11 protein-coding genes are annotated in these 15,402 nt (G+C 56.2%); 3 read left to right on the top strand and 8 right to left on the bottom strand.

All coding sequences use genetic code 11. The features are described from left to right. Position 1: 1 nt before the first annotated feature. The 8 genes from tldD to csrD form a co-directional block, all read right to left on the bottom strand. A complete protein-coding gene (gene tldD, locus PYR66_02305) occupies positions 2-1,447 on the bottom strand; it encodes a metalloprotease TldD (protein ID WEF28591.1) in 1,446 nt (481 codons plus the stop codon). A gap of 128 nt (positions 1,448-1,575) precedes the next feature. Further along, complete coding sequence (yhdP, locus tag PYR66_02300; GenBank protein WEF28590.1) at positions 1,576-5,373, bottom strand: AsmA2 domain-containing protein YhdP; 3,798 nt, start codon at positions 5,371-5,373, stop codon at positions 1,576-1,578. 90 nt (positions 5,374-5,463) lie between these two features. Then, entirely contained in the window at positions 5,464-6,933 is a 1,470-nt protein-coding gene (gene rng / locus PYR66_02295) for a ribonuclease G (protein ID WEF28589.1), read from the bottom strand. 2 nt (positions 6,934-6,935) lie between these two features. Then, the gene (locus PYR66_02290) at positions 6,936-7,517 is read right to left on the bottom strand and encodes a Maf family protein (protein WEF28588.1); all 582 of its coding nucleotides are present in this window, start codon (positions 7,515-7,517) and stop codon (positions 6,936-6,938) included. An 8-nt stretch (positions 7,518-7,525) separates the two neighbouring features. Further along, entirely contained in the window at positions 7,526-8,014 is a 489-nt protein-coding gene (gene mreD, locus PYR66_02285; protein ID WEF28587.1) for a rod shape-determining protein MreD, read from the bottom strand. Then, entirely contained in the window at positions 8,014-9,012 is a 999-nt protein-coding gene (gene mreC, locus PYR66_02280) for a rod shape-determining protein MreC (protein ID WEF28586.1), read from the bottom strand. Before mreC ends, mreD begins: the two co-directional genes overlap by 1 nt. Positions 9,013-9,082: 70 nt before the next feature. Next, positions 9,083-10,126, bottom strand: coding sequence for a rod shape-determining protein MreB (gene mreB / locus PYR66_02275; protein ID WEF28585.1), 1,044 nt, complete (start codon positions 10,124-10,126; stop codon positions 9,083-9,085). Between the two features lie 315 nt (positions 10,127-10,441). Next, positions 10,442-12,382 carry an RNase E specificity factor CsrD gene (csrD, locus tag PYR66_02270; protein ID WEF28584.1) on the bottom strand — a complete coding sequence of 647 codons (1,941 nt, stop codon included), beginning with the start codon at positions 12,380-12,382 and terminating at the stop codon, positions 10,442-10,444. 214 nt (positions 12,383-12,596) lie between these two features. On the opposite strand from csrD, the gene PYR66_02265 reads away from it, so the two are divergent. The 3 genes from PYR66_02265 to msrQ all read left to right on the top strand — a co-directional run bounded on the left by PYR66_02265 (position 12,597) and on the right by msrQ (position 15,249). Continuing rightward, on the top strand, positions 12,597-13,571 hold the full coding sequence (locus tag PYR66_02265; protein ID WEF28583.1) for an oxidoreductase: 975 nt from the start codon (positions 12,597-12,599) through the stop codon (positions 13,569-13,571). Positions 13,572-13,648: 77 nt separating this feature from the next. Continuing rightward, on the top strand, positions 13,649-14,650 hold the full coding sequence (msrP, locus tag PYR66_02260) for a protein-methionine-sulfoxide reductase catalytic subunit MsrP (protein WEF28582.1): 1,002 nt from the start codon (positions 13,649-13,651) through the stop codon (positions 14,648-14,650). Continuing rightward, on the top strand, positions 14,650-15,249 hold the full coding sequence (msrQ, locus tag PYR66_02255) for a protein-methionine-sulfoxide reductase heme-binding subunit MsrQ (GenBank protein ID WEF28581.1): 600 nt from the start codon (positions 14,650-14,652) through the stop codon (positions 15,247-15,249). The genes msrP and msrQ overlap by 1 nt, the downstream gene beginning before the upstream one ends. The last annotated feature ends 153 nt before the right edge of the window (positions 15,250-15,402 follow it).

Raw genomic sequence — 15,402 nt, 5'->3', positions numbered from 1 at the left:
ATCAGGCAGTGCCGCCGACGGTAAGATTGTCGACTTTCAGCGTCGGCTGGCCAACGCCGACCGGAACGCTCTGCCCTTCTTTACCACATACGCCCACGCCGCTATCCAGCTTCAGATCGTTGCCGACCATTGAAATCTGCTGCATCGCTTCGATACCGGAACCAATCAGCGTCGCCCCCTTGACCGCCTTAGTCACCTTCCCTTTTTCAATCAGGTAGGCTTCCGACGTCGAGAAGACGAATTTACCGGAGGTAATGTCGACCTGGCCACCGCCGAAGTTTGGCGCATAGATACCGTAATCGACCGATTCGATAATTTCCTGTGGCGTCGATTTCCCTGCCAGCATATAGGTATTGGTCATACGCGGCATCGGTAGATGCGCATAGGATTCACGGCGGCCGTTACCGGTCGGCGCGACGCCCATCAGACGCGCGTTAAGCTTATCCTGCATATAGCCTTTCAGGATGCCGTTTTCGATCAGCACATTGTATTGACCCGGAGTACCTTCGTCATCGATAGCCACCGAACCACGGCGATCGGCCATCGTGCCGTCATCCACCACGGTGCACAGTTCAGAGGCGACTAACTCGCCCATGTGACCGCTGAAGACCGAGGTGCCGCGACGGTTAAAGTCGCCTTCCAGACCGTGACCAACCGCTTCATGCAGCAGAACGCCAGGCCAGCCCGCGCCCAGCACTACCGGCAGCATGCCAGCTGGTGCGGCCACCGCAGACAGATTCACTAATGCCATACGCACCGCTTCGCGCGCCCAGACATCCGCCCGCACGTCGCCATCCAGCGGCGCGAGGAAGTAATCATAGCCAAAACGTCCGCCGCCGCCGCTGGCGCCGCGCTCGCGTTTACCGTCCTCTTCCACCAGCACGCTGACGGAGAGACGCACCAACGGGCGTACATCCGCCGCCAAAGTGCCGTCCGTCGCTGCCACCAGAATCAGTTCATAGACGCCGCTCAGGCTGGCGGAAACCTCCTGCACGCGTTTATCGGCAGCACGCGCCACCTTATCGACGCGGCGCAGGATATCCAGCTTCTCTTCGCGGCTCATGCTTTGCAGCGGATCGACGCTGGTATAGAGGGAAGAATATTCCACCGCGCCGAGGGTCTGAACTTTGCCATCGCCATGGTCGCGAACGATGGTACGCGCCGCCTGCGCGCTCTGCTCAAGCGCCAGCTTGCTGATTTGGTCAGCATAGGCGAAGCCGGTTTTTTCACCGCTGACCGCCCGCACGCCGACGCCCTGGTCGATATTGTACGAACCATCTTTAATGATGCTGTCTTCCAGAACCCAGGATTCGTGATAGCTCGACTGAAAATAGAGATCGCCGTAATCCAGACGGCGCTCGGCCAACTGGCCAAGGATGGCAAACAGGTCCTGATGGTTCAGGCCATTTGCCGACAGTAATTGTTCACTTACCAGGTTCAGACTCATCGTTACGCTACTCGTTTGTTGCCGCCTGACAGGCGGAAAAATATACCCGCGATTGTCACGCAGTCAGGAATATGACGGGTATAGAATGCTCTCTATTGAGAGTGCGATAATTCCCCGCAATCGTCAAATCATTGCTTTTTGTCGCTGCGTGCCTGACGCAGCACTTCATTGATTTCCGGCTGGTCGATTGGACCGGTGATGTGATAACGCAGAATCGACACTTTGCTCCACAGCGGACCCAGCACCTTACTGGCGGCAAAGACTGCAGCGCCGACAATCGGGTTAACGGCAAAGGCCGCCGCGACGCCGACGGTCGCCGAGATTTCCGGCGCCACGACCGCCTGCAGATCCAGACGACGGCGCACCAGGTCCACCGAGCCTTTCATCGCAATATCGGCCTCAAGACCATCGACCAGCGTATCATCGGTATTCAGCACGCCGTCTTTAATCCATGCCGTGCTGCGGATGGAATCAAACCAGAACCCTTCCCGGAAAGTATCGCTAAAATCGAAGCGCAGTTTACGCAGCAGCGCATCAACGCTCAACAGGCGCAGCAGTTGACCTGCGTGACCGGTACTCAGGTCGGTAAACTCGCCTTTGCCAAGACGGCTTTTCAGGATCCCGTTCAGCGATGCGACATCCGGCTGCCACGGCGGCGCGCGCCAGTGCAGGTCGTAATCAATATCAAACGACGAACCTCTCACCGGCGTCGAAACCCCAAAGAAGCCAACGAAATCATCGGTTTTATTGCCGTGTAGTTTGCCTTTCAGCGAAGTACGCACGCCGCCTGGCGCGTTAACCCAGACGCCGTCGGTGGTCAGGCGGCCAAAGCCGGTATCCACCAGACCATTGCTTAACGTCAGCGTATCGCCCTTGATATTGAAATCGCCGTCGATTCGGCCATATTTTTGCCCCCACAGCCAGCACTCTTTGCAGCGCAACTGCAAATCCGGCCAGCCACGGAAATTCAGGCGCGTATTAGCCAGCGGGCCGTTCTCTTTTTCCGTCTCGCCGCTCTTAGTGCTGGAAGGGTTGTAATAGAGGTAGCGAATCGCCGCCAGCCAGGGAGCATTGCCAGGCATTGTCAGGGTCGCGTTGATTTCACGCCCCTGCGCTTCAACCTTCGAGCCGCTGCCGTCAGGTTGGGAGACCAGACTCACGTTATTCCAGTTCTGCCCGGCGAACGCCAACGACGGCGTACGCAGCGTCACGCGCTCCGGGAAAACCATATTGCTGCTGACGTCGTTAGCGGCCCCCTGTTGGAACAGCGCCAGCCACTGCGCGCCGTCCATCGCTGGCATATTCAGTTCAACGCCTGATTGTTCAGGCAGTTGCGGGATAGCCTTGCTGTCGGAAGTCAGAATCGCCCGGTCGAGCGTCAGCTTATTATTCAGCAGCCAGCGGCTATTAACGTGATTTTTGCTGCCGATATTGCCGGTCAGATCGAAGCTGTTTAATCCCCCGGTGACGTTGATTTTCACCGGTAACGCCTCGCCCGCCGATTTATTTACCGGCGCAGGTAAGTGACTGCTTACATTCTTCAGATCGCCATTGATATCGACTTTGTAGCTCGCACTGCCACGATACGGCAACACGATGGCTACTTTACCGTCCCAGGGCACGCTGCCGCTCAGCTCATCATTGACCGCTTTCGGCAGCAGGCCGGTGCGCGTCGGCTGCCAGTTAGCATTCATACCCACATCGACCAGGAAGGCTTTCGCCCCCTCGGTGGTCGTAAAGTTAAGATTTAGCGGTTGATTAAACCAGGTCGAGCTCAGCGGCCCGCTTTTCAGATCGCCATTCTCAAAGCTGAACTGCCCGTTAAGATTCTTGAGCGTCGCATCAATAGGCTTGATAAACAGATCGTTGTTTTTCAGCCGGACATCGCCTTTGGCGGTGGTCATCTCGCCGTTGAGCGGGATCGCAAGATGTAAGCGAGCGCTCACATTACCATCAAGCTGCAGCTCATCCAGAGCCGAACCGAGCGTATCCTTCAGCGGCGTCTGTTTAAAATAGGGCCCCACGTCTTTGCCCGGACCATTGACGTCAGCATCGATGAACAGTTTTTCGCGTGAATAGTCAGGGATCACCGCGTCAAGGTTACTGGCGGTCACGTTACCCAGCATGGCCTTATCCGCCTTCATCCACAGGCCGTTGTTCACGAAGTTCAGGTCAATATTCAGCCCGCTAAGCGCCGGCCAGTCCGGCTGGAAAGCGAAGGTCGCGTTTTTCAGCGGCACGGATACCTGGAACTGACCTTCGTTATGCTCGTAGGGGAACTGATGTGGGTTGCCTCCGTAGACCAATGTGGCGTCGCTGGCCTGGCCGCCTTTAATCGCGCCGCTCAGGTAATCCACCAACGCTTTACCCATCAGATTTTCCGGGAAGTAGCGCCACGCCTGACCGCCGTCGTTGGTACTGATACCGGCGAGGATCCCCAGCCACGGTTCGTCGCCTTCCGGCTGCAAATAGCGGAAGCCGCCGCGCGCGCGAACGCCGGTCGCCTGTACGTCGATATCGCGCCCATCAAGCATAAAGCCCCTGGCGTTTTTCTCCCAGCTCAGGGTCGCCTCGCCCTGGGCGATTTCCAGCGGTGCGCGGAACACCGTTTCATACGGCATTTTCGCCTGCGCCATATGCACGCGCAGCTCGCCGTTTTCAACGCTCCCATTCAGGTTTCCGGAAAAATGCTCCGCTCCGGGCAAGAGCTTCCACTGCTTCCACGCCAGATTAGTCCAGTCGGCCTGGAAACGGGTTTTTTCCGTCGCCTGGAGCGGGATATCCAACGCCAGTAGATTGATTTTGCCGCTCGGTTGGGTGGTGCGCCAGACCTCACCAAAGCTCGGCGCCAGTTTATCGGCCATCGGCTGCAGGCCCGTCAGGCCGCTGAGGTCGAGATTGCTGGCGCGGATGCGTAGCTCATCGCTACGCTGGTTGTTCTTACCGCCGACATCCTGCGCCGGTATCCACGCCATCGCTAGCGCGCCACGCGGCCAGGCCTTGCCATCAATCGAGATCCGCGTATCAGGAATGCGGAATCCCCAGCTCTGATTTTCACGCGTGATATGCGCGGTCAGGTTATCCACTGACAGCTGATGCAGCTGCTTATCACCCTGCCAGCTGGCGCCGCCTTTTTTCAACCACACATCGCCGCCGGCAACATCGCCTTTCTCGATGTTCAACCAGCCTTCGAGACTAAAGCGCGCGCTCTGTAGGGCAATATTGTCCTGCATCCACCGACCCAGCCAGGGTTTAACGTCGATGTCGTCGGCCTGCAGCCAGAGACGCCCCTTGTTAAGCAGGCCATTCACGTCGCGTAAGTCCATCCGCACCTGCATGACCCCATGCTGGCCGGTAAGGCTTGAGAGGCTAAGCTGGCCCTCCGCGCGGTGGCGATTTTTACCATTGAGCCAGGTCAGTTGCGGAATTGCCAGCTCGGCGCGCTGGCCGGAGATCGTCAGGAAGCTCAGGTGGCTATCACGGAGAATAAAGTGGTCAAACTGGCGCAGGAACAGATCGCTAATGCGATCGGTTTTCAGGCTTTCGCCGCCATCATTGGTCTGAATCGGGGTATTGGTATGGACTTTCAACTGCCAGAAGGTGAGATCGCGAAACTGCCAACGCATATGCAGCAGGCTTTGCCATATATCCAGGGCAAGAGTGACGCGCTTGATCGACATCTCACCGCCGTCTTTCAGGCCGGCTTTAATATCGCGGGCATCCAGCGTCGGGCCGAAGTTTTCCCAGCTGGCGGTAATTTGCGAAGCATCAATCGGCACTCCGGATACCGCCGTGATTTTCTCCAGCAACTGCGGACGCCAGTCATTTAGTTGCGGCAAAGCGAGACGCAGGCCACTCACCAGTAGCGCGACAATCACCACCACTGTTGCCACGGTGAGCAGTAATATCCCGGGCAATCGCCTCAATGCATCTCTCCTTGTCAGCCTGTTACGCTTTATCCTTCAGCCTGCCTGTTCGCGCGTTCCCGAGGCTTTCGGGAACGACAGACTGAATGATTACATCATCACTACATCGAACTGCTCTTGATTATAAAGCGGCTCAATTTGTACTTTGACCTGCTTGCCGACAAAGATTTCGACTTCCGCCAGTGCGTGGGACTCTTCCCCCTTTAGCGTTTCCGCCACAGCAGGTGAAGCATAGACCAGGAAACGGTCAGATTCATAGGCATGGTGTACGCGGACGATCTCCCGCATGATCTCATAGCATACGGTTTCGACCGACTTTACCGTACCGCGGCCATGACAGGTCGGACACTCGTTGCACAGTACATGTTCCACGCTTTCGCGGGTACGCTTACGGGTCATCTCTACCAGTCCCAGTTGGGAGAAACCGTTGATGCTGGTTTTTACCCGGTCCTTGCTCAACGCCTGTTCTAACGAATGCAGCACCCGGCGGCGGTGATCTTCATTATTCATATCGATGAAATCGATGATGATAATGCCGCCCAGATTGCGCAGGCGCAGCTGCCGCGCGATGGCCTGAGTGGCCTCGATGTTGGTGTTGAAGATGGTGTCGTCCAGATTGCGATGGCCGACAAACGCTCCGGTGTTGATATCGATGGTGGTCATCGCTTCGGTCTGATCGATGATCAGATAACCACCGGACTTCAGCTCGACTTTACGCTCCAGCGCGCGCTGGATTTCGTTCTCAACATCAAAGAGATCGAAAATCGGCTGGCGGCCGCTGTAGTGCTCCAGCTTACCGGTCATTTCCGGAATGTACTCTGCGGTAAACTCCAGCAGCGCTTCGTAGGTCAGGCGTGAATCTACGCGAATACGGTCAAGATGGGCATCGGCGAAATCACGCAGTACGCGCTGGGCCAGGGCCAGTTCGCCATACAGCTGATAGCGGGTCTGGTTGCGCTTTTTACGCTCCATGACTTTGGTCCAGACGCGCTTGAGGTAGGCCGCATCCGCCGCCATTTCCTGCTCATGCACGCCTTCCGCCGCGGTGCGGATGATAAACCCGCCCTGCTCGTCACAATATTCGGTCACCACGCTTTTCAGACGCTCGCGCTCGGCTTCACTTTCGATACGCTGCGACACGCCAACGTGCGAAGCGCCCGGCATAAATACCAGATAGCGGGAAGGTATTGTGATGTCGGTGGTCAGACGCGCGCCTTTGGTGCCAAGCGGGTCTTTCACCACCTGTACCATCAGATCCTGGCCCTGACGCACCAGTTCGGAAATATCGCGAACAGTAAACTGTTTCTGCTCTTCCCCCGCCACGCACTCGGTGTGCGGCATGATATCGGAAGCATGCAAGAATGCGGCCTTATCCAGACCAATATCTACAAAAGCCGCCTGCATTCCAGGCAACACACGACTGACACGACCTTTGTAGATATTGCCTACGATTCCGCGCCGCGCTTCTCTCTCAATATGGATTTCCTGCAGGATCCCGCCATCGATATACGCGACGCGCGTCTCGGATGGCGTTACGTTAACTAATAATTCAGCTGTCATCTTTATCCCTTTTCTTCACGCAGTGAGTTAAAGTTACTCAGCAACTCATACGTTTCCACCAGCGGTAAGCCGACTACGGCGTGATAGCTGCCATTTATCTTCCTGACGAAGCAACCACCCAACCCTTGAATACCGTATGCGCCTGCTTTATCTAAAGGTTCGCCGCTGGCTACGTAGGTAGCAATATCCTGCTCAGAGAGCAGACGGAAGGTCACTTCCGTCACCACCAGGCAATCCAGCGTTTGCTGCTTATCCGCCAACGCCACCGCGGTCATCACCTGGTGGGTATTACCGGAAAGCATGCGAAGCATTTCTGCGGCGTGTCCGGCATCGCGCGGTTTTTCCAGCACCTCACCGTTCAGAATGACAATCGTATCCGCGCCAAGCACCGGAAGATCGCGCGGCGCCAACGCAACGCCAGCCTGCGCTTTTTCACGCGCCAGACGCGACACATAATGCTGCGCGCTCTCCTGCGGGCCACGCAATTCCTCAATACCAGGAACCAGACGTTCGAAAGAGAGACCAAGCTGAGTTAACAGTTCCTGCCGACGCGGGGAACCTGAAGCCAGATACAGAGTTGTCATATCAACCTTTATTGAACCGCAAATTGCTGACGCACTTTACGCATTAGCAGGAATAGCCACGGCCAGAGCACACCGTTTACTACACTACTCCAGAACACTTCCGGACGGAAAGAGACGTTGATCACTAAAAACTCTGCCCAAAAAACAATGATATCCACGGCAAGAGACAGCAGCATGACCACCAGCGCCTGTTGCCAGAGCGCCAAATTGCGGAACAGCTGATATTTTAAAGCGACCAGATAGGCGACAATACTTAACGATAGCGCACGTACGCCAAGCGTCGACCCACTGATGAGATCGAGGACCGCCCCCATCACAAAACCGGTGCCGACGTTCACCCGATGCGGCAACGCGAGGATCCAGTACAACAGAATCAACAACACCCAGTTTGGCCGGAAGACGCTAATGTCCGCCGGCCAGGGCATAATCTGCAGCAATAGCGCGATAAGAAACGAGAGCCAGATAACCCAGCGTCCCTGGCTACGGTAACTTGCCACTATTGCCCCCCTGCTGGCAGAGGTTGTGCGGACGGCGGCGGCGTCAGGCCGGTCGCCGGCGCCGGCATCTGCGGCCCCATCGCATCAGGCGCAGGCAGTACCTGCGGCATCATTTGCATCAACCGCTCATTGGCGACGCGGTGAACTTCTTCCGGCGTCATCGGATTCGCGCCGTTACGATCGGCTCCCCACAGCAGCAGCAGATAGCGTAAGCGCTGCAGGCCTGCGGTAGGACGGGCCTGAATCACCGTATATGCGCGCTGAGTATCCAGGCGTACCGAGGAGACGACCCCAACCGGATAGCCTTCCGGGAAACGTCCGCCCAGCCCGGAGGTCACCAACACATCGCCGACGCGAATATCGGTATTCGCCGGCAGGTGCTCAAGCTGTAAATCGTCAGTGCAGCCGTTCCCCGCGGCAATCACGCGGATATCGTTACGCAGTACCTGAATCGGCAAGGCATGCGTTGCGTCGCAGATGAGCAGCACGCGGCTGGTCATTTTCGCCACCGCCACAACCTGACCAACAACGCCCTTATCGCTGATCACCGGCTGACCTTCGTAAACGCCGTTCACACTGCCTTTGTCGATCACCACCTGATCGCTGTAAGGATCGTTAACCGTCGAGATAACCTGAGTGACCATTTTCTGCTCGTCCTGACGCAGCGGCGAACCAAGTAATTCGCGCAGACGAGCATTTTCTTGTTTGTATTGGCCAAGCATCAGCAAATCGCTGTTTTTCAGCAGCAGTTCCTGACGCAATGCGCGGTTTTCCAGTTCGAGCTGGTCGCGGGTCGCCAGCGATTGCGATACGCTGTCGAGCAGTTCCCGGGGGCCGTTTGAGATAAAGTAGAAAGGACTGACGGCAGTATCCATGTACGTTCGAATCTGGCTGAACGTACCCAGGCGGCTGTCGGCGATAATGACGCCAAGCGCCACCAAAACCGCCAGAATAAGGCGAATCTGTAGCGACGGGCCACGGCTAAAAATTGGCTTCATAGGCTATGCGTATTCTCGTGTCAGTAAAGACCAAAGGCAGCCCTGAAGCTGCCCCAGACCTTCAGGCTGACTACTCTTCGCTGAACAAGTCGCCGCCGTGCATATCGATCATTTCCAGCGCCTTACCGCCGCCACGAGCGACGCAGGTCAGTGGATCTTCTGCAACTACGACAGGAATCCCTGTCTCTTCCATTAACAGACGGTCAAGGTTGCGCAGCAACGCGCCACCGCCGGTCAGAACCATACCGCGCTCGGAAATATCGGATGCCAGTTCTGGCGGGCACTGTTCCAGCGCTACCATCACGGCGCTAACGATGCCGGTCAGCGGCTCCTGCAGCGCTTCGAGGATTTCGTTGGAATTCAGGGTGAAGCCGCGTGGAACGCCTTCAGCCAGGTTACGACCGCGCACTTCGATTTCACGCACTTCATCGCCCGGATAAGCGGAACCGATTTCGTGTTTGATACGCTCAGCCGTCGCTTCGCCGATCAGAGAGCCGTAGTTACGACGCACGTAGTTGATCACGGCTTCGTCAAAACGGTCGCCGCCGATACGTACGGAAGAAGAGTAAACGACGCCGTTCAGGGAGATAACCGCGACTTCAGTGGTACCGCCACCGATATCGACAACCATAGAACCGGTCGCTTCAGAAACCGGCAAGCCTGCGCCGATCGCAGCCGCCATCGGCTCTTCGATCAGGAAGACTTCACGGGCGCCAGCGCCCTGCGCGGATTCACGGATTGCGCGACGCTCAACCTGGGTCGCCCCCACCGGTACGCACACCAGCACGCGCGGGCTTGGACGCATAAAGCTGTTGCTATGCACCTGTTTAATAAAGTGCTGCAGCATCTTTTCAGTCACGAAGAAGTCGGCAATAACGCCGTCTTTCATCGGGCGAATCGCCGCGATATTGCCCGGCGTACGACCAAGCATCTGCTTCGCTTCATGACCGACAGCGGCAACGCTTTTCGGCGAACCGGCACGATCCTGACGAATGGCCACAACGGAAGGCTCATTCAATACGATGCCTTGTCCTTTTACATAAATCAGGGTATTCGCGGTACCCAGGTCAATGGACAGGTCATTGGAAAACATGCCACGAAATTTTTTTAACATACTAAGGGATAATCCTGAAAGCTGGGGCGGAAAACAAAATCCGCTTACTTTACCAACCACACGCAGCAGCGACAAGGCGCAAAAATCATCTGCTACGGTGAAAATTAGTGCAGTTCATTTCCTTTGTTACAAACATTTACGAAGTCCCTTCGGCGCTGAATAAATCAGCAGCGCTCCGTGCTCATATTTGTAACCTGTCAAAGGTCAGTCACTGGCGTTTTTATTGCGTACGTTGCGATATTCCGGCGGGTAGACAAGCACACCCCCTTTACTATGGCGCGCGTTATTCTACGTGAAATCACGCTAAACGGCAGATCAAACAGAGTATCTTTGCGAATATTTTTTCACATTTGTGTCAAGTGGCTGTGAGGCGGCAAAAAATTCGCCCTGGCCGCCGGTCACGCCGCATTGCGACAGCACCTGCCACTCGCTGCGGCTGCGGACTCCCGTCGCGAAAACCTGCACCGGCATCCCTTTACAGGCCTCCACCAGACTTTGCACCAACAGCTGATTCTCGCTGCGTTTTTCAATATTGCGCGATAACCCTTGATGCAGTTTGATCACTTCGACATCCAACTGCTTGATCCAACTGGTGCCGACCAGCGTCAACCCGGCCTGAACCACGGCGACACGAATGCCCAGCGCGTTAATCAACCGCATAACCGGCTGCAAACGACCGATATATTGACAAACATCCGCCTCTGCAAGTTCAAAAATAATCCGCCGACGTTGTGATTTTTCGCACTGCATCATGGTATCGCGCAGCCAGCGTTGGAAACGCGGGCGAATCAGCGACTCCACAGTAACCTGCAGCGCCAGGGTTTGATCCGGCCAATAACTTAATAACGGCAGCAAACGCGTAACCTGTAGGCGATCGTACTCTTCCGCTAAGCCGAACTGTTGCACCATCGGCATATATTCCGCGGCAATCACCTCTTCTTTACCGTCATAAATGCGGCACATCAGCTCACGGTGATGTACGCGGCCATCTCGCATAACCGCCGGTTTTTGATAAAAACGCGGGCCGCCACGGCTGAGCATTTGTTCGATCAACGTCCGCCAGCGCACATTGCCGCGCCCTTTCTCCGGCAACGAATCATCATAAACCGCCCAGCTATTGCTGCCCTGCAGCACTGCGTTGCGGGTAGCCGCCTCGGCATGCTCCATGACCTGGGAGGTCGACTGGCCGCTGCGGAACGCGCAAATACCGATGTGCATGGTGTCATCTTTATCGAGGACCCGCGTCGACGGTAGCGCATCCATCGCCTTCAGTAACTGCCCGGCGATGCTATCGGCCTCTTTTAAGGTACGGTGCGGCAGCAGTACGGCGAAATCGCTGCGGTGGTAGCGCGCCAGCAACGAACCGGGATAGCGCATAATAAAAGTAGAAAGCAGGTTAATCAGCGTGAAGTAATGTTCTTCCGCCGCCGCGCGCCCCCAGTTGTCACGCAGCAGGTCGAACTCCGGCAGGCGGATCATCATCACGATGCCGTGCGCGCCGACCTTTTCCTGATCGTCGAGCAGCGTCGCCAGCTGGTTATCAAAGAACAGGCGGTTATTGAGACCGGTTTTGGAGTCCTGGGCGGCATAGGAACGAATCAGGGTATCCATACGGCTGCGCTGGTCGCTGGCAAACTGCAGCTCCGAGAGCAACATATCCAGCGCGCTACTGGTGCTGGCAGGCCATTCATGCACCGACCCGCGCACTTGCGGGCCGCGTTCGCCGCTGAGTATTCGCCGCGCGCGTAGCTCAAGCAACTCCTGCCCCGCCAGTTGACCGCGGATCCAGCGAATCGAGAAAAAGATAATTAGCACCATGAAGCCAATGGCGAAGGAGAGTGGCGCGGTGACGTGAAGCGAGCGGAAGTAGTTCACCATCGGGTCCAGATAGACCAGATGAATATCGATACCGGGATGTTTGAGCGACGGTACCGTCATTTCGCGATACTGGCTATTGCTGCCCAGCGGACGGTAGCTTTCAAGACGCGTATGGCTATAAACCGGTTTGCCGTTGAGCAGGAAATCAATATGTACCACTTCGACCGGCGTTAGCAGCTCATCCATTTGCGGTTCGAGCTTATCGAAAGAGGTCGTGATCAAACGGCTATCCAGCATCGTCGCCACCGACTGCACGCGGTTTTCTACCTTGAGCTGAATGCCATTGTAAAAGCTCAGCGACGCGCCGATAAGCGTGACGAAGATCGTCAAGCTGGTAAGCAGCGTGACAAATGCCGAGAATTTCGTCGTTAATCGCATCCCTGTGTTAACTCCGCGTGTGAATAACTACCCGATGAGCATTCGGGCCCCTTTTGGCGCTTACTCTTAAGTAAGTACTAACTTTCTGAAGCGACGCATACTACCAAAGCTGGCGTATCTGGCAATTTATTGCGTTACATCCACGCAATAATGCCGTTAGCGAGTATAGTCTGCAGAATAATTTTTCCAATCTTCAAACCGCGAGGAAGCGCATATGCAGGCTTTAATCTTAGAACAACAGGATGGTAAAACCCTGTCTTCGATACAAACTATCGATGCCGACCTGCTGCCGCCAGGCGATGTGACCGTCGATATCCACTGGTCCAGTCTCAATTATAAGGATGCGTTAGCCATTACCGGTAAAGGAAAAATTATCCGTAACTTTCCGATGATTCCTGGTATCGATTTCGCGGGTATCGTCCACGCCAGTGAAGATCCGCGTTTCCATGTAGGCCAGCAGGTGCTGCTCACCGGCTGGGGCGTGGGTGAAAACCACTGGGGTGGTCTGGCTGAACGCGCCCGCGTCAAGGGCGAGTGGCTGGTCGCCATGCCGGAAGGCCTCGACGGGCGTAAAGCGATGGCGATCGGTACCGCGGGCTTCACCGCCATGCTGTGCGTCATGGCGCTGGAAGATGCCGGCGTGCGCCCGGAAGATGGCGAAATCGTGGTTACCGGCGCCAGCGGCGGCGTTGGCAGCACAGCGATCGCCCTACTGCATCATCTCGGATACCAGATCGCGGCGGTTTCCGGTCGTGAAAGCACCCATCAATACCTGAAAAACCTCGGCGCCCAGCGCATTCTGGGTCGCGAAGAGTTCGCCGAAACCCGTCCGTTGGAAAAACAGGTCTGGGCAGGTGCCATCGATACTGTTGGCGATAAAGTACTGGCCAAAGTGCTGGCGCAGATGAACTACGGCGGCTGCGTCGCGGCCTGCGGCCTGGCAGGCGGATTCGCTCTGCCGACGACCGTGATGCCGTTTATCCTGCGCAACGTTCGCCTGCAGGGCGTCGATTCGGTCATGACCCCGCCTGCGCGACGCGCCGACGCCTGGCGTCGACTGGCGCGCGATCTGCCTGAATCCTTCTACGCGCAAAGCGCAACCGAAATCACCCTGGCCGATGCGCCAGCCTTCGCCGACAAGATCATGAACAATCAAATCCAGGGCCGTACGCTGGTCAAAATCGGCTAATCTGCAATTTTTCGTGACATATTCGCGATCGCGCTCTGCCTCCGTCATGCTTAGAAAAAAGTATGACGGAGGACGCCATGAAAACCAGAAAACTGACGGAAGCCGATGTCACGGCGGAATCGGTCTTTAACCTGCAGCGCCGCCAGGTGCTAAAAATGCTCGGCATCGGCGCGACCGCGATGTCGCTTTCAACCAGAGCTCACGCCGACCTGCTCGATTGGTTCAAAGGCCACGACCGCCCGCCAGCGCCGGCCGGTAAGGCGCTCACTTTCAATAAACCAGCAGAATGGCAAAGTAAGCTCGCGCTCACCCCGGAAGATAAAGTCTCCGGCTACAACAATTTCTATGAATTTGGCCTTGATAAAGCCGATCCGGCGGCCAATGCCGGGAGTCTGCGCACCGACCCGTGGACGCTAACCATCGGTGGCGAAGTCGCCAAACCGCTGACGCTCGACCATGATGATCTGACCCGCCGCTTTCCGCTGGAAGAGCGTATTTATCGCATGCGCTGCGTGGAAGCCTGGTCAATGGTGGTGCCATGGGTCGGTTTCCCGCTGCATAAACTCTTAGCGCTGGTCGAACCCACCAGCAATGCCCGCTATGTCGCATTCAAAACGCTCTACGCACCGGAGCAAATGCCGGGGCAAAAAGATCGCTTCATCGGCGGCGGCCTGGCTTATCCCTACGTCGAAGGCCTACGTCTTGATGAAGCGATGCACCCACTCACGTTATTGACCGTCGGCGTCTACGGGAAAGCCCTACCGCCGCAAAACGGCGCGCCGATCCGCCTGACCGTACCGTGGAAGTACGGCTTTAAAGGTATCAAGTCGATCGTCAGCATTGAGCTAACCCGCGATCTGCCGCCGACGACGTGGAATCTGGCGGCGCCGAATGAGTACGGTTTCTACGCCAACGTGAATCCACACGTCGATCACCCGCGCTGGTCGCAAGCGAGCGAACGGTTTATTGGTTCGGGCGGCGTACTGGACGTGAAACGCCAGCCGACTCTGCTGTTTAATGGCTACGCCGAGGAAGTCGCCTCGCTGTATCGCGGGCTCAATTTACGGGAGAACTTCTAGTGCGTCTGAGCGTAAAACAGATTAACGGGCTGAAAGTTTTACTGCATTTAGCCGGTTTCTTACCTTTTCTCTGGCTATTTTGGGCCGGACATCAGGGTTATTTCAGCGCCGATCCGGCGAAAGATATTCAGCATTTTACCGGGCGGATGGCGCTTAAGTTTTTACTCGCCACCTTGCTTATCACGCCGCTGGCGCGCTACGCTAAACAACCATTATTGATACGTACCCGCCGCTTATTGGGGTTATGGTGTTTCGCCTGGGCGACGCTGCACCTCACCAGCTATACGCTGCTGGAGCTCGGGATTAACAATTTGGCGCTGCTTGGCTCCGAGATCGTCAACCGCCCCTATCTGACGCTTGGCGTAATCAGCTGGCTGGTATTACTGGCGTTGGCGGCGACATCTACCCAATATATGCAACAAAAATTAGGTCGACGCTGGCAAACACTGCACAACTTCGTCTATCTGGTGGCGATCCTCGCCCCCATCCATTATCTGTGGTCGGTAAAGATTTTATCGCCGCAACCGCTGATTTATGCCGGGCTGGCAGTGGCCCTGTTAGCCTGCCGCTACAAGAAGTTTCGCCAGTGGTGGCGCTAATCTCCTGATATGTGCAGTTCCCCGCAGAACGTTTATCAACCGCGACTCTTTTTACGATAGCGGTTGATAATCTTCCCTGATAAGACCAGTATTTAGCTGCCAATTGCTACGAAATCGTTATAATGTGCGACTTTGGTTTTCCTGACGGGGTTT

Origin of the sequence: Klebsiella aerogenes, from assembly GCA_029027985.1 — a bacterium.
GTDB classification, from domain to species: Bacteria; Pseudomonadota; Gammaproteobacteria; order Enterobacterales; family Enterobacteriaceae; genus Klebsiella; species Klebsiella aerogenes_A.
The sequence above is the reverse complement of the archived record's forward strand: the minus strand, read 5'-3'. Positions and strand labels throughout refer to the sequence as shown.

Excerpts from the sequence above, each read along its gene's own strand:
- PYR66_02265 (WEF28583.1), top strand. The coding sequence starts at position 12,597 with ATGCAGGCTTTAATCTTAGAACAACAGGATGGTAAAACCCTGTCTTCG.
- csrD (WEF28584.1), bottom strand. The coding sequence starts at position 12,382 with ATGCGATTAACGACGAAATTCTCGGCATTTGTCACGCTGCTTACCAGC.
- tldD (WEF28591.1), bottom strand. The coding sequence starts at position 1,447 with ATGAGTCTGAACCTGGTAAGTGAACAATTACTGTCGGCAAATGGCCTG.
- mreC (WEF28586.1), bottom strand. The coding sequence starts at position 9,012 with ATGAAGCCAATTTTTAGCCGTGGCCCGTCGCTACAGATTCGCCTTATT.
- mreB (WEF28585.1), bottom strand. The coding sequence starts at position 10,126 with ATGTTAAAAAAATTTCGTGGCATGTTTTCCAATGACCTGTCCATTGAC.
- rng (WEF28589.1), bottom strand. The coding sequence starts at position 6,933 with ATGACAGCTGAATTATTAGTTAACGTAACGCCATCCGAGACGCGCGTC.
- msrP (WEF28582.1), top strand. The coding sequence starts at position 13,649 with ATGAAAACCAGAAAACTGACGGAAGCCGATGTCACGGCGGAATCGGTC.
- PYR66_02290 (WEF28588.1), bottom strand. The coding sequence starts at position 7,517 with ATGACAACTCTGTATCTGGCTTCAGGTTCCCCGCGTCGGCAGGAACTG.